22 protein-coding genes are annotated in these 23139 nt (G+C 60.5%); 8 read left to right on the top strand and 14 right to left on the bottom strand.

Annotation, left to right across the window (positions count from 1 at the left end; genetic code table 11):
* Positions 1-10 precede the first annotated feature (10 nt).
* The 7 genes from tcuB to ybfF form a co-directional block, all read right to left on the bottom strand.
* Positions 11-1150, bottom strand: a complete 1140-nt coding sequence (gene tcuB / locus CW267_RS08325) for a tricarballylate utilization 4Fe-4S protein TcuB (protein ID WP_023322236.1) — start codon at positions 1148-1150, stop codon at positions 11-13.
* Positions 1137-2540 carry an FAD-dependent tricarballylate dehydrogenase TcuA gene (tcuA, locus tag CW267_RS08320; RefSeq protein WP_008805662.1) on the bottom strand — a complete coding sequence of 468 codons (1404 nt, stop codon included), beginning with the start codon at positions 2538-2540 and terminating at the stop codon, positions 1137-1139. The genes tcuB and tcuA overlap by 14 nt, the downstream gene beginning before the upstream one ends.
* A 97-nt stretch (positions 2541-2637) precedes the next feature.
* Positions 2638-3564 carry a tricarballylate utilization LysR family transcriptional regulator TcuR gene (tcuR, locus tag CW267_RS08315; protein WP_049010103.1) on the bottom strand — a complete coding sequence of 309 codons (927 nt, stop codon included), beginning with the start codon at positions 3562-3564 and terminating at the stop codon, positions 2638-2640.
* A gap of 127 nt (positions 3565-3691) precedes the next feature.
* Positions 3692-4144 (bottom strand): ferric iron uptake transcriptional regulator, encoded by a 453-nt coding sequence (gene fur, locus CW267_RS08310; protein WP_002894761.1) that lies wholly within the window; start codon positions 4142-4144, stop codon positions 3692-3694.
* Between the two features lie 291 nt (positions 4145-4435).
* Entirely contained in the window at positions 4436-4966 is a 531-nt protein-coding gene (gene fldA, locus CW267_RS08305; protein ID WP_002894765.1) for a flavodoxin FldA, read from the bottom strand.
* 151 nt (positions 4967-5117) lie between these two features.
* Positions 5118-5411: a LexA regulated protein gene (gene ybfE, locus CW267_RS08300; protein WP_012542441.1), complete on the bottom strand. Its 294-nt coding sequence runs from the start codon at positions 5409-5411 to the stop codon at positions 5118-5120.
* A gap of 133 nt (positions 5412-5544) precedes the next feature.
* Positions 5545-6318, bottom strand: a complete 774-nt coding sequence (ybfF, locus tag CW267_RS08295) for an esterase (RefSeq protein ID WP_100781413.1) — start codon at positions 6316-6318, stop codon at positions 5545-5547.
* A 183-nt stretch (positions 6319-6501) separates the two neighbouring features.
* Here ybfF and seqA point away from each other — a divergent pair, with 183 nt between their 5' ends.
* Genes seqA through CW267_RS08280 form a run of 3 tightly spaced genes read left to right on the top strand, consistent with a single transcriptional unit; the run spans position 6502 to position 9215 of the window.
* On the top strand, positions 6502-7050 hold the full coding sequence (gene seqA / locus CW267_RS08290) for a replication initiation negative regulator SeqA (RefSeq protein WP_012542439.1): 549 nt from the start codon (positions 6502-6504) through the stop codon (positions 7048-7050).
* A gap of 32 nt (positions 7051-7082) precedes the next feature.
* Positions 7083-8723, top strand: coding sequence for a phosphoglucomutase (alpha-D-glucose-1,6-bisphosphate-dependent) (gene pgm / locus CW267_RS08285; protein ID WP_002894773.1), 1641 nt, complete (start codon positions 7083-7085; stop codon positions 8721-8723).
* Positions 8724-8777: 54 nt separating this feature from the next.
* Positions 8778-9215: a hypothetical protein gene (locus CW267_RS08280; RefSeq protein ID WP_022065689.1), complete on the top strand. Its 438-nt coding sequence runs from the start codon at positions 8778-8780 to the stop codon at positions 9213-9215.
* Here CW267_RS08280 and kdpE read toward each other — a convergent pair.
* From kdpE to kdpF, 6 genes are read right to left on the bottom strand one after another with little or no spacing between them, the layout of a single operon-like run.
* Positions 9197-9874: a two-component system response regulator KdpE gene (gene kdpE / locus CW267_RS08275; RefSeq protein ID WP_002894776.1), complete on the bottom strand. Its 678-nt coding sequence runs from the start codon at positions 9872-9874 to the stop codon at positions 9197-9199. The genes CW267_RS08280 and kdpE overlap by 19 nt on opposite strands.
* Positions 9871-12558, bottom strand: a complete 2688-nt coding sequence (kdpD, locus tag CW267_RS08270; RefSeq protein ID WP_012542437.1) for a two-component system sensor histidine kinase KdpD — start codon at positions 12556-12558, stop codon at positions 9871-9873. Before kdpD ends, kdpE begins: the two co-directional genes overlap by 4 nt.
* Positions 12559-13134, bottom strand: a complete 576-nt coding sequence (gene kdpC / locus CW267_RS08265; protein WP_012968689.1) for a potassium-transporting ATPase subunit KdpC — start codon at positions 13132-13134, stop codon at positions 12559-12561.
* Positions 13135-13144: 10 nt separating this feature from the next.
* Positions 13145-15193, bottom strand: a complete 2049-nt coding sequence (kdpB, locus tag CW267_RS08260; protein ID WP_008805672.1) for a potassium-transporting ATPase subunit KdpB — start codon at positions 15191-15193, stop codon at positions 13145-13147.
* Between the two features lie 20 nt (positions 15194-15213).
* Entirely contained in the window at positions 15214-16893 is a 1680-nt protein-coding gene (gene kdpA / locus CW267_RS08255) for a potassium-transporting ATPase subunit KdpA (protein ID WP_100781412.1), read from the bottom strand.
* On the bottom strand, positions 16893-16982 hold the full coding sequence (gene kdpF / locus CW267_RS08250; protein ID WP_020323459.1) for a K(+)-transporting ATPase subunit F: 90 nt from the start codon (positions 16980-16982) through the stop codon (positions 16893-16895). The genes kdpA and kdpF overlap by 1 nt, the downstream gene beginning before the upstream one ends.
* A gap of 307 nt (positions 16983-17289) precedes the next feature.
* On the opposite strand from kdpF, the gene CW267_RS08245 reads away from it, so the two are divergent.
* Together CW267_RS08245 and phrB are read left to right on the top strand one after the other, a co-directional pair.
* The gene (locus CW267_RS08245) at positions 17290-17499 is read left to right on the top strand and encodes a DUF2517 family protein (protein WP_004142243.1); all 210 of its coding nucleotides are present in this window, start codon (positions 17290-17292) and stop codon (positions 17497-17499) included.
* Between the two features lie 184 nt (positions 17500-17683).
* A complete protein-coding gene (gene phrB, locus CW267_RS08240; RefSeq protein WP_100781411.1) occupies positions 17684-19126 on the top strand; it encodes a deoxyribodipyrimidine photo-lyase in 1443 nt (480 codons plus the stop codon).
* Here phrB and CW267_RS08235 read toward each other — a convergent pair.
* Positions 19098-20576 (bottom strand): MFS transporter, encoded by a 1479-nt coding sequence (locus CW267_RS08235; protein WP_032729679.1) that lies wholly within the window; start codon positions 20574-20576, stop codon positions 19098-19100. The genes phrB and CW267_RS08235 overlap by 29 nt on opposite strands.
* A 268-nt stretch (positions 20577-20844) precedes the next feature.
* Between CW267_RS08235 and CW267_RS08230 the strand changes: the two genes are divergently transcribed.
* The 3 genes from CW267_RS08230 to pxpC form a co-directional block, all read left to right on the top strand.
* Positions 20845-21588, top strand: coding sequence for a type 2 GTP cyclohydrolase I (locus CW267_RS08230; RefSeq protein ID WP_008805677.1), 744 nt, complete (start codon positions 20845-20847; stop codon positions 21586-21588).
* 14 nt (positions 21589-21602) lie between these two features.
* Positions 21603-22259 (top strand): 5-oxoprolinase subunit PxpB, encoded by a 657-nt coding sequence (gene pxpB, locus CW267_RS08225; RefSeq protein ID WP_012542432.1) that lies wholly within the window; start codon positions 21603-21605, stop codon positions 22257-22259.
* The coding region (gene pxpC, locus CW267_RS08220; protein ID WP_101148618.1) for a 5-oxoprolinase subunit PxpC at positions 22253-23139 on the top strand (887 nt) is incomplete at its 3' end. The genes pxpB and pxpC, both read left to right, overlap by 7 nt.

The raw sequence follows: 23139 nt of genomic DNA, 5'->3' as shown, positions 1-23139 counted from the left end.
AGGGAGCGGGTTAGTCGCCTGCGACTGCCGCCTGTTTTCCGCGCCGCTTCTCAATTGCCCACTTGAGTAGCGCCGCACAGCGATAAAATCCGTGGGCAAATTTTCCGTAGGGAAGGGTTAAGAACAGGGCCATTACCACCCCGAGGTGAACAGCGAGCAAAATACCCATCCATGAGGTATCCCGTCCCGCCAGCAGCGCCAGGCCGGTGAAGCTGGTCAGCAGCAGTAGCAGGATAAAGCCGCGGTCCATCGGTTTTTGTCGTGCATCGCCGTGCAACGGCGACCGGCGCAGGTTTAGCCACAGCAGGCCAGCCGGCCCCACCAGCAGGCCGATGCCGCCAAGGGTCCCCAGCAGCACCGGGACGCTGAAGAACGGGTAGGGAGCTTCCCGGTCGGCGAAATAGTGATAGCCCGTGGCCACCACGGTGGCGGCGAAGCAGAGCATAAAGCCGTAGAAGGTGAAGTGGTGGAAACGGCGGCGCATCAGCGTGAAGGCGTCATCGGCTTCGTTGCAGCCTTTGCCATGCCCGCCATCGAGATATTTCAGCGTCAACGCATCCTGTGAGGCCTTTGCGATATCAACCGCGTGCGGCTGGCCCGGGGAGATCTCGCGCCAGAAGCGGATCACCCCGGTCATCAGCAAGCCAAAGGCCAGCACGAAGACCGAGCCAAACATCCACGCCAGCAGGTTATGCGGGAATATCTGATAGAAATCGCCCGCCAGCGGCGGATGAAGCAGCGAGCCTTTGAGCCCCATCGCCAGCAGCAGAAAGAAAATCAGTCCGCCGACCAGCGCCAGTACGGTGGTCACACCAGCCCGGCGGTACAGGCTGCCAAAGGCGGCGGGCTGGGCGTAATGCTGATAAGTTTCCAGCCGAACTTCGGCCATCGCCTTCGGCACGTTAATCGCGAATTCGTGCGGCGGCGCGTACTGACAGGCGTGCAGGCAGGCGCCGCAGTTATGACACAGGTTAGCCAGATAGTTAATATCTGCTTTGCCAAAGGCCAGGCGCTGGGTCATCGCCGGGAATACGGCGCAAAACCCTTCGCAGTAGCGGCAGGCGTTACATACCTGCATCACCCTTTCCACTTCCGCCTCCGGCTCGGTGATGATCTGCGCCTCAATGATCAGCTTCTCAAGCGACTTCATGGTGTTTCTCCTGCTGTGCCGCCCGGGCGGCTTGCTGGCCGGCAATGCGGCCGAAGGTGGTGCCGATCGACATCCCGACGCCGGCGGTATAGCCTTTGCCCAGCACGTTGCCAGCCATCATTTCCCCGGCGACAAACAGGTTGCGGCTGGGTTTACCGGCGAAGTGGACGGCGGCGGTGTCGTCGACGTAGAGCCCGAGGTAGGTGAAGGTGATCCCCGGACGTAAGGCATAGCCGTAGTAAGGCGGCGTATCGATAGGCCGCGCCCAGTGGGTCTTTGGCGGCGTCAGGCCGGCGGTGGCGCAGTTATCCAGGCGGGTATGATCGAACTGGCCTGGCGCGCAGGCGGCATTATAGTCGGCGATGGTTTGCGTAAAGCGTTCGCTGTCCAGGCCGAGCTGGCGGGCCAGCTCGGGAAGGGTGTTGGCCTGAGCGCCGGGAAAGACGGGCGGCATAAAGTGGCCGATGGCTTTGCTGTCGATGATCGAGTAGCCGATTTGCCCGGGCTGGTGGGCGACCAGCCGGCCCCAGATGGCATAGCGTTTGGGCCAGAAATCTTCTCCTTCATCGTAAAAACGGTCGGCATCGCGGTTGACCACTACCCCCAGCGACACGCAGTCGACGCGGGTACAGATCCCGCCATCGTAGAGCGGCGCCCGGGCGTCAATGGCGACGCAGTGGGACTGCGAGGGATCGCCGATAATATCGGCCCCGGCGTCGATCATAAACTTGAGCAGCACTCCCTGGTTGAAGCGGGTGCCGCGGATGAGAAAGTTATCGGCGGGCCATTCACCGCGGTCATTTTGCCCCCAGGCCTCGCGCAGCCATTCGCGGTTGGATTCAAATCCGCCGGCGGCGAGGACGCAGCTTTTCGCAACAATCCGTTCCTCGCCCGCCAGCGCGGCGACAAATTCGCCGTTGCGCAGCTCGAGAGCCTGCACCGGCGTGTTGTAGCGGATCTGCACCCCCATCTGCTCCGCGCTGCGGTAATAGGCATTGACCAGCGCTTTGCCGCCGCCCATAAAAAAGGCGTTGGTGCGGGCTACGTGCAGGGCGCCGGAGAGCGGCGGCTGAAAGTTAACTCCGTGCTGGCGCATCCAGTCCCGGCATTGTGACGAGGTGCGGATCACCAGTCGGGCCAGCGCTTCGTTGGTATTCCCCTCGGTGACGCGCAGCAGATCCTGCCAGTACTCTTCTTCCGGGTAGCTGTCGACCAGCACGTCCTGCGGCGCATCGTGCATACAGCGCAGGTTACGCGTGTGCTGCGAGTTGCCGCCGCGCCACTCCCGCGGCGCCGCCTCCAGCAGCAGCACCGAGGCGCCAGCTTCCCGGGCGGTTAAGGCGGCGCATAGCGCGGCATTGCCGCCGCCAATCACCAGTACATCCACCATTATCGGCTCCCTTACAATTTAATTAATTGTTAAATTTGTAATGGGAATGTAGGTGGTAACAGCGGTGAGGCGCTATGGTGTAATGCTAAAGAGGGGTTTAGTAAGCGTAAAGGGTAGCACCCGGCCAGCGGTCAGACTCCACCAGCTGGCGCATGACTTTGCTGAGTATCACTCGAGCCGCAAGGCCTGCCGGAGTGAGTTCATCATCAGACAGACTGACCAGAAAGTTGGGGCGACTGAGTATCGGGTTGACGACGTCGATCACCCTCAGCGCCTGATGGTCGAGGTGGGAGATGGCGGCCCCGGGCTGCAGGGTGGCCCCCAGTCCGCTGCGCACGGCCTGCATCAGCAGGGCCAGACCGTCAATGTCCGCCACCACCTCAACGCTGAGATGATGCTGCTGGCAAACTGCCTCCAGCCTGCCGCGCAGGCCATGGCCCTGGCTTGGCATAATCAACGGCAGGGAGGTGAGCTGGTCAGGGGAGATGTGGTCCTCCTGCAGGGGGGCCAACAGCGCATGGGTGCCAATCAGGAACAGGCGTTCTTCCAGCACCGGTCTGGCGCTCCAGCGCAGGATCTTTTCCTGCTGGAAAACGATAGCTAAATCGAGCTGGCGGGTGTTGATCATCCGCTCCAGATTACCGGAGAGGCTTTCCACCAAATGCAGGCGCACGTCGGGATAGCTTTCGCGCATCGCATTGATGAACGGGACGCCGAGAACGGAGGCGGTGCTGGGGGCCATGCCGACGCTAACGTGGCCTGACAGGCGCGCCTCGCGGGCGGCGAGGATGGCATCATCGGCATGGCGCAGCGCCAGCTGTGCCTGCGAGTAGAAAGCGAGACCCGCGCTGGTGGGCGTGACCCCGCGGGAGGTCCGCTGCAGCAGGCGAATGGCCAGTTCGTTTTCCAGGCGTGCGATCTGCTGGCTGAGCGCCGAGACGCCGATATTAAGATCAAGCGCGGCGCGCCCCATGCTGCCGGTTTCAACAATGCGCACAAAATAGCGTAGCTGGCGAAGTTCCATATCAACTCTCCGGACAAAACGGGGACGCGGGAAGGTCACCTGTGGGACGAGAGCGGTAAGGGCAGCAGAGGCGCCCATAAAAAAGCCAACCGGCAGGTTGGCTTTTCAGTCTCAGCGAAGCGGGGAATTATTTTTCCACCGCGTCGTGGGCGTGTTCGTCCTCGCGGCAATCACCTTCCGCACAGTGGCCGTACAGATACAGACTGTGGTTGGTCAGGCGGATGCCGTGGCGGGAGGCAATTTCACGCTGGCGTAATTCGATCGAGTCATCGCTGAATTCGATCACTTTGCCGCAGTCGAGGCAAATCAGGTGATCGTGGTGATGCTGCTGGGTCAGTTCGAAAACGGATTTACCGCCTTCAAAATTATGACGAGTCACGATACCGGCATCATCAAACTGGTTGAGTACGCGGTAAACGGTCGCCAGACCGATCTCTTCGCCCATGTCGATCAGGCGTTTATATAAGTCTTCCGCACTGACATGATGGTTATCCGGTTCCTGCAGCACTTCAAGGATTTTCAGTCGAGGAAGTGTGACTTTCAGGCCAGCCTTCTTTAATGCGGTATTGTTGTCAGTCATGCGGAATCTGTCCTGTTGCTAAACGATCTACTTCCTTCAACGGAAGTCATACAGAAATTAACCCGACGTAATGCGTCTCATTATAGAACTGCCACTGGTAAATGAAAACTGCAAGCATCAGGCCTGGTTTGCTGTCAAAAACGAGGCACCAGCTACAAACTGCGTCACGTGCCTCGTAGAATCAGAGGACATTGTACAGATATGTGATTAAAAGTTAAAAACTTGTAGCTATTAGTTTGATTGCTTTTGTCTATTAATGCGACGCAACTCAATGATTGCGCCGCTTAATCATCAGGCGTTTTTGATTTCTTCGAGGTGCAGCTCTTCGGCAACCTGCTTCACCCATTTCTCAACGCGCTCGTTGGTCAGCTCCGGCTGGCGGTCTTCATCAATGGCGAGGCCGACGAAGTGGTCGTCATCTGCCAGGCCTTTGGAGGCCTCAAAATGATACCCGGCTGTCGGCCAGTGACCGACGATGGTCGCGCCGCGCGGCTCAATGATGTCGCGGATGGTGCCCAGCGCGTCACAGAAGTATTCTGCGTAGTCTTCCTGGTCGCCACAGCCGAACAGCGCCACCAGTTTACCATTGAAGTCGATCTCTTCCAGCGTCGGGAAGAAGTCGTCCCAGTCACACTGCGCTTCGCCGTAGTACCAGGTCGGGATACCGAGCAGCAGAATGTCGTGGGCTTCCAGGTCTTCTTTGCTGCTTTTGGCAATGTCGTGAACATCAGCAACATCTTTACCAAGCTGCTTTTGAATCATTTTTGCAATATTTTCGGTGTTGCCGGTGTCGCTGCCAAAAAAGATGCCGATGATTGCCATGAGTAAAATAACCTCTTGAAACTTAAATGATGTGGTAGGGACGCGATGCCCATAGATAACGGCAATCATAGCAGAACAGGCAAGGGCGCGGAAACAGCAATCACGCCCGACTGCACACTCTGCTACACGAATGCGGATTTTTCGCGGAAAGTTAGACTTTTCCCTGGCTGTGCAGGGCGCGCAATTGGGTCATCAGCATCTCTTCAATGAGATCGCTGCGGCTCATATTACGCGCTTCCGCCAGTTCATTGAGCGCATCGACCGCGTCGGCGTTGAGTTTTAACTCGACGCGCTTCAGCCCGCGAACCTTATCGCGTTTCAGCTGGTTACGTTTGTTGATGCGCAGTTGTTCATCGCGCGACAGCGGATTGGTTTTCGGTCTTCCCGGGCGACGCTCGTTTGCGAACAAATCTAATGTCGTACGGTCCGTTTGTTCTTTTGCCATGATTCTGAGTGACTTCGGGGAAACAAGCTGCCGGGCTCTAGCCGGCGCAGATAGCGCGCCATCATACATCAGGCGAACGGCTGCGCCAACGACCGCGGGCATTCTGCGGCGCGGTCGGGCATATTTTAGCCAATCAGGCGGCGATGCTCGTCAGATAGCGGCGGATGGCGCGTAACACCGCCTCGGGTTTCTCGGCATGCACCCAGTGTCCGGCGCCAGCGATGACGTGCGCCCGGGCCTGCGGGAACTGCGCCAGCAGCGCGTCGCGGTAGGCGTCGGTCACATAGGGCGAGTTGCCGCCGGGAATAAACTGCGTCGGGTGCGGCCAGGCCGGAATGGTTTCCCAGCCGACGATATGCGGGTACTGGTCCCACAGCACCGGCACGTTAAAGCGCCATTCGCCGTCGACAAAAGATTTCAGCAGGAACTGAATCACGCCCTCTTCCCGCAGATGCTCACGCATCACCTGCGCCGCCTGCTGGCGGCTGCTGGCGGAGGATTCGCTGACGGCGCGGATAGCGGCGAAGATCTCATCATGGCGGCGCACATGATAATCCACCGGCGCTATATCGATCGCCACCAGTCCGCTGATGCGTTCCGGCGCCAGGGCGGTCAACGCCATCACCGCTTTCCCTCCCATCGAATGGCCGATAAAGGTGGCGCGCTCGATCTGGTGCGCGTCGAGCGTATCAAGCAGATCCCGCGCCATGGCGGGGTAGGTCATCTCTGGCGATCGCGGCGACAAACCGTGGTTGCGCATATCGACCTGCACAATATCGTGGTCGGCGATCAGGTCGCGGGCGAGGATGCCCAGATTGTCCAGGCTGCCAAACAGACCGTGGACCAGCACGATCGTGGAGTGGTTGTGCGGATTCTGTGCAGATTGCGCTCGGCTATTTAATTTCATGGCAAAGTTCTTTTTTTCGCTCCGTCGGGTTAGGGTATTATGTTGGACATTCTGCCATCCGGCTGCAAGACCCAGAAGTTTTCTGAGTTTTACCGCCATCCTGGTTTGACGCTATCCGCGGTTGGGATTTGTACTTATAATCCCAACGATTTGTATTCAGAAAAGATATCGCACTGGATTAAGATGAAAACAATTGAAGTTGATGATGAACTCTATCGCTATATTGCCAGCCACACTCTGCATATCGGCGAGAGCGCATCCGACATTTTACGGCGCATGCTGAAATTTTCCGCCGTTTCCCAACCGGCTACACCGGTCAGCAAAGCCGCGCCGGCACTGGCGCCAGCGCCTGCCGTGGAGGTGAAACCCGCTAACCCGGCGAAAGATAAAGTCCGCGCCATGCGCGAGCTGTTGTTATCTGATGAATACGCCGAGCAGAAGCGTGCGGTGAACCGTTTCATGCTGGTGTTGACGACCCTCTATTCTCTGGACAATAAAGCATTTGCCGAGGCGACTGAGTCTCTGCATGGCCGCACGCGCGTCTACTTTGCAGAAGATGCGCGTACGCTGCTGAAAAGCGGTAATCAGACCAAACCAAAACAGGTTCCTGGTACACCGTGGTGGGTTATCACTAATACCAATACCGGCCGTAAATGCAGCATGATTGAGCACATCATGCAGTCGATGCAGTTCCCTGCGGAGCTGATTGAAAAGGTTTGCGGCACGATCTAGCTTTTTAACATTTGCACCAGAAGGATCAGGCAATGGCAATCGATAAACGTGCGGGGCAGCCTGCGCAACAGAGTGATTTGATTAACGTCGCCCAACTGACTGCTCAGTACTACGTGCTGAAGCCTGAAGTCGGTAATGCGGAGCATGCGGTAAAATTCGGCACCTCTGGCCATCGCGGTAGCGCGGCGCGCCACAACTTCAACGAACCGCATATCCTGGCCATCGCCCAGGCCATTGCGGAAGATCGTGCGAAGAACGGGATCACCGGTCCGTGCTATGTCGGCAAAGATACCCACGCTCTCTCCGAGCCGGCGTTTATTTCGGTGCTGGAAGTGTTAACCGCCAACGGCGTTGACGTGATCGTGCAGGAAAACAACGGCTTCACTCCGACGCCGGCGGTCTCCAATGCGATTCTGGTGCATAACAAGAAAGGCGGTCCGCTGGCAGACGGCATTGTGATCACCCCGTCACACAACCCGCCGGAAGATGGTGGTATCAAGTACAACCCGCCAAACGGCGGCCCGGCTGATACCAACGTCACCAAAGTGGTGGAAAACCGCGCCAACGAACTGCTGGCCGCCGGCCTGCAGGGCGTGAAACGCATTTCTCTGGACGCGGCGCTGGCTTCTGGTCACGTTAAAGAACAGGATCTGGTGCAGCCGTTCATTGAGGGGCTGGCGGACATCGTCGACATGGCGGCGATCCAGAAAGCGGGCCTGACGCTGGGCGTCGATCCGCTGGGCGGGTCCGGTATCGAATACTGGAAACGCATTGGCGAACACTACAAGCTCAATCTGACCATTGTGAACGATCAGGTTGACCAGACTTTCCGCTTTATGCACCTCGATAAAGACGGCGCCATCCGTATGGACTGCTCCTCAGAGTGTGCGATGGCGGGCCTGCTGGCGCTGCGCGATAAGTTCGATCTGGCGTTTGCTAACGATCCGGATTACGACCGCCACGGGATTGTCACCCCAGCCGGGTTGATGAACCCGAACCACTACCTGGCGGTAGCGATCAACTACCTGTTCCAGCATCGTCCGCAGTGGGGCAAAGAGGTGGCGGTGGGTAAAACGCTGGTCTCCTCCGCGATGATTGACCGCGTGGTGAACGATCTGGGCCGCAAGCTGGTGGAAGTGCCGGTGGGCTTTAAATGGTTTGTCGACGGCCTGTTCGACGGCAGCTTCGGCTTCGGCGGCGAAGAGAGCGCCGGGGCCTCCTTCCTGCGCTTTGACGGCACGCCATGGTCCACCGATAAAGACGGCATCATCATGTGCCTGCTGGCGGCGGAAATCACCGCGGTGACCGGGAAAAACCCGCAGGAGCATTATAACGAACTGGCCGAACGCTTCGGTGCGCCGAGCTACAACCGTCTGCAGGCTTCCGCAACTTCCGCGCAGAAAGCGGCGCTGTCCAAGCTCTCTCCGGAAATGGTCAGCGCTGACACCCTGGCGGGCGATCCGATCACTGCTCGTCTGACCGCGGCGCCGGGCAACGGGGCGGCGATTGGCGGCCTGAAGGTGATGACCGACAACGGCTGGTTCGCGGCGCGTCCGTCAGGCACCGAAGACGCCTACAAGATCTACTGCGAAAGCTTCCTCGGCGAAGAGCATCGCAAGCTGATTGAAAAAGAAGCGGTAGAGATTGTCAGTGAAGTGCTGAAGAACGCGTAACCGCAGCCAAACATCAGGCCCCTTGTGGGCCTGATTTTTTTCGCAAGGATAGCGATGAAAATACAACGGAAGTCCCTGTTTTTATTCTGGGCGTGGATGGATCTCTTTTTCGTCCTGCAATTCTTATGGTGGAATATTGCCCACCGCCGCCTCCCTTTTTACGACGACCTGCTGGCTTATCTCCAGCTGCTGCATACTTACGGCTCTGGGGCGGTCTGGCTGTATCCGCTGAATGTTCTGCTGATTATCAGCATCCCGCTATCGATGATCCTCTTTTTCCGTCAGAGCCGCTATGCGCTGTGGCTGGCCTGGGGGCAGGCGCCGCTCAGGCTGGTGTTTATGCAGCCTTCGCTGTCGCTGGGTCTGTGGCTGATTCAGGCTGCCGGCATCAGGCATGTAGCGATCCTGGCCGGTTTTCTGCTGCTCTCTGAAGGGCTGAAAATCGCCAGCCTCTGGTACTGCAGAGGCGGGGCTCAGGGCATAAAGCGATAGCCAATGCCGGTTTCAGTCAGCAAATGCTGCGGCCGTGCCGGATCGGCCTCCAGCTTTTGTCGCAAATGACCCATATAGATCCGCAGATAGTGGCTGTGCTCCACGGCGTTAGGCCCCCACACCTGATTCAGCAACTGGCGCTGGGTAAGCACTTTGCCGGGATTATTCAACAGCGCCGCCAGCAGGCGAAACTCGATAGGCGTCAGGTGGATCTCTTCGCTGCCGCGCAGGATGCGGCGGGCGGGGATATTGACCTCAAGGTCAGCGAAGCGCACCACCGGCTCATCGGCCTGCGCCGCGCCGTGGCGACGCAGCGCGACGCGCAGGCGGGCCTGCAGCTCGCCGATGCCAAAGGGTTTACTTAAGTAGTCATCGGCGCCGGCATCCAGGGCGGCAATTTTGTCATGCTCTTCGCTACGCGCTGACAGGACGATAATCGGCATCTGGCTCCACTGACGCAGGTCGCGAATAAAATCAATGCCGTCACCATCCGGCAGGCCCAGATCGAGGATCGCGAGGTCGGGCTTACGGGTAGCGGCTTCAATCAGCCCACGCTGCAGGGTTTCCGCTTCAAATACGCGCATGCCGTCGGCTTCCAGCGCGGTGCGCAGAAAGCGTCGGATAGCGTGTTCGTCTTCGATAATCAGAACGTTAATCACAATTCCTCAGGTAGCTCTTCCAGTTCAGGGGGCGTTTCTCCCGGCAGTGTAACACGGAATGAGGCACCGCCCTCGGGCCGGTTGCTGGCGGAGATGGTCCCGCCGTGAACGTCGACGATGGCCTGACAGATGGCAAGGCCCAGCCCGACGCCAGGGATCGCCGACTCTTTGTTGCCGCGGGCGAATTTATCAAAGATAGCCTGTTCCTGGCCTGCCGGGATCCCCGGACCGTTATCCCATACCTCCAGCGACAGCTGCCGGGCGTCCGCCTCGGCGCGGATGCCGATGTTCGCCCGGGCGCCGGCATACTTATGGGCATTTTCCAGCAGGTTGATCAGCACCCGCTCGAACAGCGGCCCGTCGACATGCACCAGCTGGAGGGGATCGGGGAGATCCAACTGAATGTGCTGGCCGCCGAGGCTCGGTTCGAGCATGCGCAGCGCGCTGCCGACCACTTCCTCCAGCGTCAGCCACTCCTTATGCAGATTAAAGCCGCCGGACTGGATCCGCGCCATATCCAGCAGGTTGTTCACCAGACGGGTGGTGTTGAGCACATGCTGGCGAATTTCATTGGCTTGCGGAGCATGCTTTGAACCTTCGCTGGCCAGATCGAGGGTCAGAATTTCCGCCTGGCCAAACAGCACGGTCAGCGGAGTACGCAGATCGTGCGACAGGGCGGCGAGCAGCGAGTTACGCAGGCTTTCCCGCTCGCTGGTCAGCCGGGCCTGCTCTTCGCTGGCGGTCAGGGTGAGGCGCTCCAGGGCGCTGGCCACCAGCAGGGTAAAGGTCTCCAGCAGCCGCTGCTGCTCCGGGATCATCAGCTGGCGCAGATTCTCCGGTTCCACCACCAGTAGTCCCCAGGTGCGGGCGGCGCTCTTCAGCGGTAAAATTTGGTACGGCACGCCGGGCAGGGTATCGGTGCCGGCGCCGGCAGGCTGCCCCTTATCAAAGCTCCAGCGGGCGATGGCGTCATCCCATGGGGTCAGCCCTGGCTGGTGGGTTAAGGGCAGCAGTTTTCCCTGGGCGTCCGGCAGCAGCAACTGGCTGCGGGCCTGAAAGGTGGAGGCGATGAAGCGCTCGCTGGTGGTGGCGATATCCTGCTGGCTACGACCTACCGCCAGCGCTTTAGACATCTCATACAGGTGACGGGTACGGCGTTCACGGTAGCGCGCCACCCGCGCCTGGTAGCGTACGCCAGCGGTGAGGTTACCGATAAGCAGGCCCACAGTGAGCATCACGCCGAAGGTGAGCAGATACTGGACATCTGACACCGCCAGCGTCCCGCGCGGGGCGACAAAAAACAGATCGAAGCTGATAACGTTGATCACCGTCGCCAGCACCGACGGCCAGCGGCCATAGACCAGGGCGATGATCACCACCCCCAGCAGATAGAGCATCACCAGGTTGGCGGCTTCGAAGGCCATCAACCACTGCATGGCCACCAGGGTAATGATGGCGCATAGCGCCACCGCCACCGCGCAGCCCTGCAGCTGCAGGCGCCACTTTTCCAGCGCCGTACGGCTGTCGTTGGCCCGGGCAGGGAGAGGGGACGGTTTTTCATCGAGGGCGATCACCACCAGATCGAGGTCCGGCGCATGGCGAGCCAGACGGTCGGCGAAGCCGCTGCGATCCCACCAGCGGCGTTTGCGCTGGCGGCCGATGACGATTTTGCCGAGGTTATGCTCGCGGGCGTAATGGAGGACCGCTTTCTCTTCCGACGGGTCGGAGAGGGTGGCGGTTTCGGCCCCCAGCTCCTGGGCCAGACGCAGCGCGGCGAGAATAGCCCGCCGCCGGGCTTCCGGCAGGCGGTGCAGGGAAGGGGTCTCGACATACACTGCATGCCAGACGCTGCCCAGGCGGGCGGCGAGCCGGGCGGCGGCGCGCACCAGCTTTTCGCTGCCGGTGTTGTGCCCGATACAGAGCAGGATCGCATCGCGGGTGTGCCAGACTTTCTCCTGGCCCTGGCGGTCGCGCCAGGCACGCATCTGTTCATCGACGCGGTCGGCGGTGCGGCGCAGAGCCAGCTCGCGCAGCGCAATCAGGTTTCCCTTGCGGAAAAAGTTTTCGATGGCGCGCTCGGCCTGGCCGCCGATATAGACTTTGCCCTCATTGAGCCGCTGGCGCAGATCGTCAGGGGGGAGGTCCACCAGCACCACGTCGTCCGCGGCGTCAAAGAAGGGGTCGGGAACGGTCTCCCGCACCTGCACGCCGGTGATCCCGCTGACGACGTCGTTCAGGCTTTCCAGATGCTGGACGTTGACGGTGGTAAAGACATCAATTCCGGCCTCCAGCAGTTCATCCACATCCTGCCAGCGCTTCGGATGGCGGGAGCCGGGCGCATTGCTGTGCGCCAGCTCATCCACCAGAATCAGCGCCGGACGGCGGGCGAGGGCGGCGTCAAGATCGAACTCATACACGTACCGCCCGCGATGAGCGAGCCGCCGCGGCGGCAGGGTGCTCAGGCCCTCCAGCATCGCAGCGGTCTCTTTTCGGCCGTGGGTCTCCGCCACGCCAATCAGAATATCCAGCCCCTGGGCGCGCAGCCGCTGCGCTTCCGCCAGCATCGCCCAGGTTTTCCCCACCCCGGCGCAGGCACCGAAGAACACTTTCAGTTTGCCGCGATGCGGGGCGGCGGTGTGCTGCAGCAGGCGGTCAGGGTCCGGGCGCAGCGGCTCGTCACTCATTTACTTATCCTTCAGGGCATCCAGCGCCATATTGAGTTGCAGTATATTGACCACCGGCTGACCAAGGAAGCTCAGCAGCGGGGTTTGTGTGGCCTGGTTCACCAGCTGGCTTACCTGCTCAACGCTCAGCTGGCGCGCTTTAGCCACCCGGGGGACCTGCCACAGCGCGGCGGCTGGGGTCAGGTTGTTATCGAGACCGCTCGCCGAGGTGGTGACCAGCTCGACCGGTACCCGCGGGTCGGCGTCCGGGTTCGCGGCGCGCAGGGCCTGTACGCGCTCGCTCACCGCTTTATCCAGCGCCGGGTTGCTGGCGGCAAGGTTGCTGCCGCCTGACGCCATGGGATTATCCGCCGTCTCAGCGGTGGCCGACGGGCGGCCCTGGAAATAGCCTGCGGCAGTAAAGTTCTGGCCAAGCAGTCCGGAGCCGCGCACCTCACCGTTCAGGCGGATCAGCGAGCCGTTGGCCTGCGGGTTAAACCACCATTGTCCCAGGCTGGTGGTCAGCAGAGGATAGACGCCGCCGGTGAGCAGCGTTAACAGAATAAATAGCACAAGTGCTGGACGAATCAATGACATAGTTTTTTCCTCACACCAGACCGCTCAGGGTCAGCAGCAGGTCGATGGCTTTAATACCGATAAAGGGCACCAGCAGACCGCCGAGGCCGTAGATCCACAGGTTGCGGCGCAGCATCGCCGAGGCGGAGAGTGGGCGATAGCTCACGCCTTTCAGGGCCAGCGGGATCAGGAAGACGATGATCAGCGCGTTAAAGATAACGGCGCTAAGGATCGCTGATGACGGCGAATGCAGGCCCATCACGTTCAGCATGGCCAGCTGGGGATAGACCGCGGCAAATGCCGCCGGAATAATGGCGAAATATTTCGCCACGTCGTTGGCAATACTGAAGGTGGTCAGCGAGCCGCGCGTCATTAACATCTGTTTGCCGATATGGACCACCTCAATCAGCTTGGTGGGGTTGGAATCCAGGTCGACCATGTTGCCCGCTTCCTTCGCCGCCTGGGTGCCGGAGTTCATGGCCACCGCCACGTCGGCCTGAGCCAGCGCGGGCGCGTCGTTGGTGCCGTCGCCGGTCATCGCCACCAGCCGACCTTCCGACTGATACTGGCGGATCAAGGCCAGCTTGGCTTCCGGCGTCGCTTCGGCGAGGAAATCATCGACCCCGGCCTCGGCGGCGATCGCCGCGGCGGTCAGGCGGTTATCGCCGGTGATCATCACCGTTTTAATGCCCATTTTGCGCAGCTGGGCGAAACGTTCTTTGATACCGCCTTTAACGATATCTTTGAGCGAAATAATTCCCAGCACCTTTTCCCCTTCGGCGACCACCAGCGGTGTGGCCCCCTGGCGGGCGACCTCTTCGACCTGCTTATCGACATCGGCAGGGAAGTGGCCTCCATTGGCCTCCACGTGGCGGCGAATGGCGTCCACCGACCCTTTGCGGATCATGCGTTGATCGATATTGATGCCGCTCATCCGCGTTTGCGCGGTAAAAGGGACAAAGGTGGCGTGCAGCGACTGCAGATCGCGTTCGCGCAGGTTAAAGCGCTGTTTCGCCAGCACCACGATGCTGCGCCCCTCAGGGGTTTCATCCGCCAGCGAGGAGAGCTGGGCGGCGTCGGCGAGGGTTCGCTCTTCCACGCCGCGCGCCGGCAGGAAGGCGGAAGCCTGACGGTTGCCGAGGGTAATGGTCCCGGTTTTATCCAGCAGCAGGACATCGACGTCGCCAGCGGCCTCCACCGCGCGGCCACTGGTGGCGATGACGTTGGCGCCGAGCATACGACTCATCCCGGCGACGCCGATGGCCGACAGCAGCCCGCCGATGGTGGTCGGGATCAGGCACACCAGCAGGGCGACCAGCACGGTAACGCTGACCGCATTGCCGCTCCACGCCGAGAAGGGCCAGATGGTGGCGGTGGCCAGCAGGAACACCAGCGTCAGGGCGATCAGCAGGATCGTCAGGGCGATCTCGTTCGGCGTTTTACGGCGCTGGGCGCCTTCCACCATGGCGATCATCCGGTCGAGGAAGGTTTCTCCCGGGTTCACGCTGCAGCGGATCACCAGCCAGTCGGAGAGAATGCGTGTCCCGCCGGTCACCGAGGCAAAATCGCCACCGGATTCACGGATCACCGGGGCAGACTCGCCGGTAATGGCGCTTTCGTCCACCGAGGCGCCGCCTTCGATGACTTCGCCATCGCAGGGGATAATATCCCCGGCTTCCACCAGCACCACGTCGCCTTTGCGCAGGTCTTCCGCCGGCACGTGGTCGACCGTCGCGTCATGCTGCGGGGCGCGCAGTTTGCGGGCGAAGGCCGTTTTTTTCACCCCTTTCAGGCTGTTGGCCTGGGCTTTGCTGCGGCCTTCCGCCATCGCTTCGGCAAAGTTAGCGAACAGCACGGTAAACCACAGCCAGATGCTGACGGCGGCGGTAAATGTGGCGCTACCGGTCAGGGCGCCGCCAGCCATGGCGATCGCCAGCAGGGTGGTTAACAGACTGCCCACCCAGACGATAAACATCACCGGATTGCGCCATTGCACCATCGGGCTGAGTTTTTTCACGGCATCCAGCAGCGCCTGGCGCACCAGCGTCGGCTCCAGCAGGGCTAATTGTTTGCGACTCATAACAGGGTGCTCCGCATCGCTCAAAGTAAGGAAAAGTGTTCAGCCAGCGGGCCAAGCGCCAGCGCAGGAATAAAGGTCAGGGCGCCCACCAGCAGCACGGTGCCGATCAGTAAACCGATAAACAGGGCGTCGTGGGTGGCCAGGGTGCCGGGGCTGGCCGGTTGAATTTTCTTCGCCACCAGCGAGCCGGCGATGGCCATCACCGGAATGATGACGGCGAAGCGGCCGACCAGCATGCAGAACGCCAGCAGCAGGTTCCAGAACGACGTCGCCGCACCCAGGCCAGCGAAGGCGCTGCCGTTGTTATTGGCCGCCGAGGTGACGGCGTACAGCACTTCGCTAAAGCCGTGCGGTCCAGGGTTGAACATCCCGGCGCGGCCGGCGTCGGTCATCATCGCCAGCGCCGTGCCAAGCAGCACCAGCGTCGGGGTGACCAGAATGGCGAGGGCGATCATTTTCATTTCCCGGACATCGATTTTCTTCCCGAGATACTCCGGAGTGCGGCCGACCATCAGCCCGGCGATAAATACCGCCAGCATAACGAACAGCAGCATGCCGTACAGGCCCGAACCGACGCCGCCGAACACCACTTCGCCAATCTGCATCAGCCACATCGGCACCATGCCGCCCAGCGCGGTGAAGGAGTCATGCATGGCATTGACCGCGCCGCAGGAGGCGGCAGTGGTGATCACCGCGAACAGACTGCTGGCGAGAATACCGAAGCGACTCTCTTTACCTTCCATATTCAGGCTACTGTCAGCGCCCAGCGTCAGCAGGTGGGGGTTGCCGCGAGTTTCCGCCCACATCACCACGGCGACGCAGAGGATAAAGATCAACGTCATTGCCCACAGGATGGCGCGTCCCTGACGTCGATCGCTCACCACCTCGCCGAAGGCGAAGCACAGTGCCGCCGGGATCAGGAAGATTGCCAGCATCTGCACGAGATTGGTCAGCGCGGTCGGGTTTTCAAACGGGTGAGCGGAGTTGGCGTTAAAGAAACCGCCGCCGTTGGTGCCCAGCAGCTTAATCGCTTCCTGCGAGGCGACAGGCCCCATCGGCAACAGCTGGTGCGCCCCTTCGAGGGTGGTAAAGGGCTGGTAGGCCAGCAGATTCTGCGGCACACCCTGCTGAATAAAGAACAGGGCCACCAGCAGGGAGAGCGGCAGCAGCAGCCACAGGGTAATGCGCGTCAGGTCGACCCAGGCATTGCCAAGGGTGGACATTTTCTGCCGGGCGAAGGCGCGGGTCAGGGCGAATACCACGGCGATCCCGGTGGCGGCAGAGAGGAAATTCTGCACCGTCAGGCCGACCATCTGGCTGAGATAGCTCATGGTGCTTTCGCCGGCGTAAGCCTGCCAGTTGGTATTGCTGACAAAGCTGACCGCGGTATTGAGCGCCAGATCCCATGACAATCCCGGTAGATGCTGCGGGTTAAACGGCAACACGCCCTGGAGCATCAGCAGGGCAAACAGGGCCAGGCCGCCGAGGGCGTTAAACAGCAGGATCGCCAGCAAATACTGCAGCCAGCCCATCTCCTCGGCGCGGATCCCGGCCACGCGCCACAGGACGCGCTCGACGCCGGCCAGGCCGGGAAGCGGGATATCGTTCACCATCCTCGCCAGACACGTCCCCAGCGGGCGCGCCAGCACCAGCAGCACCAGCAGGTAGCTGGCTAATAATAAAAATCCCTGGGCAGCCATCAGAATGCCTCCGCGTGTATCAAGGCATAAACCAGATAAGCCAGTAACAGGAACACCAGCCCAACGCCAGTGAGTACGCCTGCAGTCACAATCCACCTCCGGGTGTCTTTTTTGATTTACCGGGAGAATAGAAATTACGGCGCAAAGATTTCGCAAAAATCGGCGGGCGCGGTGTAAAAAAAGTATAAAAATGACAAAGGCACAATTTAACTGATGGTTAGTATTAATTTAACTTTTTTGTAACTAATTTACGTGGTGAATGTAAATTAAGTATAAATACGTGCTTTTTAGTGGTCGGATGAGTAGTAAAATTACAACCAGAGCGGTATTATTTTGCTCAGACAAACATGATTAATTTTACCGGCGCTGCTTGCCGGCCTGACAAAGGGGAGAGAAATGATGGCGTTGTACAAAGCTTATCCTGCTCATATTATTTTACTGCGTCGTGCTTTCGCCGTCGTGGCTGGCGTCGCGGCGCTGCCGGTAATGCTGTTCTGGAAAGATCGCGCCCGCTATTACAGCTGGCTGCACCGGGTGTGGTCGAAAACCAGCGAACAGCCGGTGTGGATGGCGCAGGCGGAAAAAGCCGCTCACGATTTCTATTAATCCGTTCTGCTGCGACGAAGACAAGAAAACCGCCGGTTGCCCCCGGCGGTTTTTTTTCGTCGCTTGTCTACACTCGTTTTCATGCACCGCAGTGGAATTGGCAGGTGCTTATTTTGCCGGAGCGCGCTATTTTTTCCGGCTTATATCATGAGATGAGTTTTGCTGACGGATATTGAGGAGTCATATGGCCACCCATCTGGTCTGGTTACGCACGGATTTACGCATTCACGATAACCTGGCGCTGGCCGCCGCCTGCCGGGATCCGCAGGCGCAGGTGCTGGCGCTGTATATCGCCACCCCGGGGCAGTGGCGTGAGCATCACCTGGCGCCGCGGCAGACCGCGTTTATCGTCAGCCATTTGCACAGTCTGCACACCGCGCTGGCGGAACGGGGCATACCGCTGTGGGTCGAAGAGGCGGATGATTTTACCGCCAGCGTCGAACGGCTGGCCCATTTCTGCCAGCAGCACCAGGTCAGTCACCTGTTCTACAACTATCAGTACGAATTCAATGAACGTCAGCGCGATGCCGCCGTTGAGAACACCTTGCGCGATGTCATTTGCCAGGGCTTTGACGACAGCGTCCTGTTGCCGCCCGGCAGCGTCATGACCGGCAGCGGCGAAATGTATAAAGTTTTCACGCCGTTTAAGAATGCGTTTATTCGCCGTCTGCGGGACGGGCTCCCGGCGTGCGTGGCGGCGCCGAAGCCGCGCCAGGCGCCTGCCCGCCAGGCGCCGCCGCTGCCTGAGCTCAACTACCCGCAAACGCCGTTCGATGGGCTGCTGTTTGCCGCGGATGAAAAAACGGCGCTAGCGCGGCTGCGCGCGTTTTGTCAGCAACCGGCGGCGGAGTATGAGGGGCAGCGTGACTTCCCCGCCGTGGAAGGGACCAGTCGCCTGTCGCCCTGCCTGGCCACCGGGGTGTTGTCACCGCGCCAGTGCCTGCATCGTCTGCTGACGGAACACCCCGCCGCGCTGGACGGTGGGGCAGGTGCCACCTGGCTTAATGAGCTGATCTGGCGCGAGTTTTACCGCCATCTGATGGTCTACTATCCGAAACTCTGTAAAGGACGCCCGTTTATCGCATGGACTGATAAGGTCGCCTGGCGTGAAGATGACGCCGCCCTGCAGGCCTGGCAGCGCGGGGAGACCGGCTTTCCGATAGTCGATGCCGCGATGCGCCAGCTTAACGCCACCGGCTGGATGCATAACCGGTTGCGCATGATTGTCGCCAGCTTCCTGACGAAAGATCTGCGCCTCGACTGGCGGGCAGGGGAGCGCTACTTCATGAGTCAACTGATTGATGGCGACCTGGCGGCGAACAACGGCGGCTGGCAGTGGGCGGCCTCGACAGGCACCGACGCCGCGCCCTATTTCCGCATATTTAACCCCACCACCCAAGGCGAGAAGTTTGATAAGCAGGGGGTGTTTATGCGTCGCTGGCTGCCTGAGCTGGCAAAGGTGCCGGAGAAGGCGCTGCATCAGCCGTGGGCGTGGGCGGATAAACAGGGGATCAAACTGGATTATCCGCGCCCGATAGTCGATCACAAACAGGCGCGGCAGGAGACGCTGGCGGCCTGGGAGGCCGCCAGAAAAGGAATTACTCCACCGCCAGACGGCCGGTCCTGACCTTCAGCGAGTGATACAGCCAGATGACCAGCACCACGCCGACACAGGCCAGCGCGCCCCAGGTGATCTGGCTGAAGACCTTGATGTAGGCGTCAATGGAGTAGTTCACTGCCCCGGCGGCGTCGAAGGACGCCTGCGAGGTCTGGTCGGCGATGACGCCGGCCAGATAGTTGGCGATGGCCCCGGAGAGCAGCATATAGATACCGGTCAGCACCCCGGTGACCCCCGGGATCTCAATGCGGGTGATTTGCGACATGGCGACCGGGTCGATAAACAGTTCGGCAAAACCCATCACCGCCAGCCCCAGCACCATCAGCGGCATGGACGACTGGCCATAGGCCGCGGACCAGCGGGCGCTGAGGGTCAGGATGCAGAACCCGGCGCTCATCAGGCCCAGACCGAGGGCAAATTTCCCCCAGATGCGCACGGTGCGATTGCCACCGACGCTCTCTTTCACCAGCCACGCCAGCACCATCCCGCAGAGCATCACCGCGAAGGCGTTGACCGACTGGAACATGGCGGTAGGGACTTCGTAGCTCATGATATGGCGATTAACGAAGCGGTCAATATACAGGCTGATGGAGCTCCCGCCCTGCTGGGCGAAGGCCCAGAACAGCAGGCTAAACGCGGTGAGGACGACGATCAGGCGCAGATCCTTACGCTGTTTATCGGTTTCAGCGCGCAGGTAGATCCGCGCCAGCACCGCCAGGCCGATAACGGTGGCCACGATCAGGGCATACACCGACCACTCCTGCCAGAACAGCACGGCGATCAGCAGCGGGGCGGTAACCAGCAGCACCAGCAGCCAGCCCCAGTTCGGCAGCAGGAAGCGGCGCGCGCACAGCGCCTGGCGGTTGACGCCGGCAGTATGCTGGAAGTGACGGTTGCCGCAGAGAAAAATCACCAGTCCCGCCACCATGCCGATGGCCGCCAGGGCAAAGCCCATCGCCCAGCTATACTCCTCCTGTACGTAGCCGCAGGCGATCGGCGCGATAATCGAGCCGATATTGCCCGCGGCATACATCAGCGAGAAGCCGCCGTCGCGACGCGGATCGGCAGGTTCGTAGAGTTCGCCCAGCAGACAGCTGACGTTGGATTTAAACAACCCGTAGCCGCAGACGATGATCGCCAGCGACAGGTAGAGGAAGACTGGGGCGGTTTCGCTGGCTCCGAGCACCAGATGGCCAATGGCCATCAGCAGCGCGCCGAGCATGACCGCCATCCGGTTGCCTAACAGCTTATCGGCCAGATAGCCGCCGAGGATCGGCGTGACATAGACCAGCGAACAGTAGGCGCTGAACAGGGCATAGGCGTGGTTATCGTCATATTTGAGCTGATTGGTGAGATAGAGGATCAGCAGGGCGCGCATGCCGTAGAAGCTAAAATATTCCCAGATTTGCAGCGCCACGACGTAGTAAATCGCCCGCGGTTGCGATGATGTTGTCTTCATGAGAAGTGTGGTTTCCTGGCGTAAAGCGAAAGTCGATCGTTCTGCATGAATAGCGCTTTATTAGTCATATTCATGGCTTGAGGGGCTTTCTGTTTATTTAATATGCTTTATTAATGCATAAATATACACGAATGCGCGATGGGGTGGGTAGACAAAATGCGGGATTAACAAAAAAGTCATGGTCGGTGCCGGTTGTGGACTATCGACGGCCCGAATGGATCTGGTTATGTTATGCCTTTGTATACCCTGATTATCTGCTGGAGTGGCGATGAAAAATAGCGAACTGGAACAACTGATAAACGACAAGCTCAATAGTGCGGCCATCAGTGATTTCGCCCCTAACGGTCTGCAGGTGGAAGGACGTGATACGGTGCAAACGATCGTCACCGGGGTGACGGCCAGCCAGGCGCTGCTGGATGAAGCCGTTCGGCTGCAGGCGGATGCGGTGATCGTCCATCATGGCTATTTCTGGAAAAACGAGTCGCCAGTGATCCGCGGCATGAAGCGCCGCCGCCTGAAGACTCTGCTGGCCAACGATATCAATCTCTACGGCTGGCACCTGCCGCTGGATGCCCACCCGGAGCTGGGCAACAACGCGCAACTGGCGCATCTGCTGGGGATTAACGTGCTGGGTGAAATCGAACCGCTGGTGCCTTGGGGCGAACTGTCGATGCCGGTTTCCGGCCTCGAACTGGCCTCGTGGATCGAAGCGCGGCTGGGGCGCAAGCCGTTATGGTGCGGCGATACCGGGCCGGACACCGTCAGCCGCGTCGCCTGGTGTACCGGCGGCGGCCAGAGCTTTATCGACGCCGCGGCGCGCTTTGGGGTGGATGCGTTTATTACCGGCGAGGTGTCGGAACAAACTATTCACTCTGCCCGCGAACAGGGGCTGCATTTTTATGCCGCCGGCCACCACGCCACCGAGCGGGGCGGCATTCGCGCCCTCAGTGAATGGCTGACGGAAACGACCGACCTGGATGTCACCTTTATTGATATTCCTAACCCTGCCTGACGGGAGAGAGAAAAGTGCAGCGAGCGCGTTGTTATCTGTTAGGAGAAACGGCCGTCGTGCTGGAGCTGGAGCCGCCGGTCACGCTCGAGAGCCAGCAACGGATCTGGGGATTGGCCCAGCGTCTGTCTCACCATGAAGAGGTGGTTGACGCCATTCCCGGCATGAACAATATCACCGTGGTGCTCCGCCGCCCGCAGGAGATGGCGTGGGAGGCGATAGACCGTCTGCAGCGCTGGTGGGAGGAGAGTCTTGCGCTGGAGCCGGAGTCGAGGTCATTAACCATCCCGGTCGTGTACGGCGGCGAGGCCGGGCCGGATCTCGGGGTGGTGGCGCAGCACAGCGGCCTGAGTGAAAAACAGGTTGTGGAGCTGCATGCCTCGGTGGAATACCTGGTCTGGTTTATTGGTTTTCAGCCGGGATTCCCCTACCTGGGCGGGCTGCCGCCGGCGCTGGCGACCCCGCGTCGCGCCGAACCGCGCGTGCGGGTCCCGGCCGGATCGGTGGGCATTGGCGGCGCGCAAACCGGCATCTATCCGCTGGCGACGCCCGGCGGCTGGCAGCTGCTGGGGCGGACCGCGTTGACGCTGTTTGACCCGGCGCGTAAGGAGCCTGCGCTGTTGCGCGTGGGCGATAAAATTCGCTTTGTGCCGCAAAAGGAGGGGGTATGTTAACCCTGATCCGCGCCGGTCTGTACACCTCGGTACAGGACGGTGGACGAGAAGGCCTGCGCCAGTCTGGCATCAGCCGCTGCGGCGCTCTGGATTATCTCTCGCTGGTGATTGCCAATCTGCTGGTTGGCAACGAGGCGAACGCCGCCGGGCTGGAGATTACCCTCGGTCAGGTGGAGATCGAATTTGCCCGCAGCGGCTGGTTCGCGCTGACCGGCGCCGCCTGCGAAGCGACGCTGGACGGCAAAGCGGTCTGGGTGGGCTGGCGCACCGCCTACCGGGCCGGGCAACGGTTGGTGCTGAAAACGCCGCAGCATGGCATCCGCAGCTATCTGGCGGTGGCGGGCGGGGTCGCGGTCCCGGTGGTGCTTGGCTCGCGCAGCACGGATCTTAAGGCGGGGATTGGCGGTCTGGAAGGACGCCGCCTGCAGGATGGCGATCAGCTGAAGCTCGGGAAAGCCGCTCGGCGCTTTACCACCTCGCGCGGTGTCAAGCAGCTGCCGCTGGGCAACCGCATTCGCGCGCTGCCGGGCCCGGAGTATCATGAGTTTGATGCGGCCTCGCAGGCGTCGTTCTGGCGCTCCCCCTGGCAGCTCAGTCCGCAGAGCAATCGCATGGGCTACCGCCTGCAGGGGCAGCCGTTGAAACGGATCACCGATCGCGAGATGCTGTCGCACGGTCTGCTGCCGGGCGTAGTGCAGGTGCCGCATAACGGCCAGCCCATCGTCCTGATGAACGATGCGCAAACCACCGGCGGCTATCCGCGCATCGCCTGCATTATTGAGGCTGATATGTACCAGCTGGCGCAGATCCCGCTGGGGCAGCCGATCCACTTTGTCGCCTGCTCGCTGGAGGATGCCTTAAAAGCACGGGCCGATCGCCA

The sequence above is a fragment of the Klebsiella sp. X1-16S-Nf21 genome, assembly GCF_002837615.1.
Taxonomy (GTDB): Bacteria; Pseudomonadota; Gammaproteobacteria; order Enterobacterales; family Enterobacteriaceae; genus Klebsiella; species Klebsiella variicola.
The sequence above is the reverse complement of the archived record's forward strand: the minus strand, read 5'-3'. Positions and strand labels throughout refer to the sequence as shown.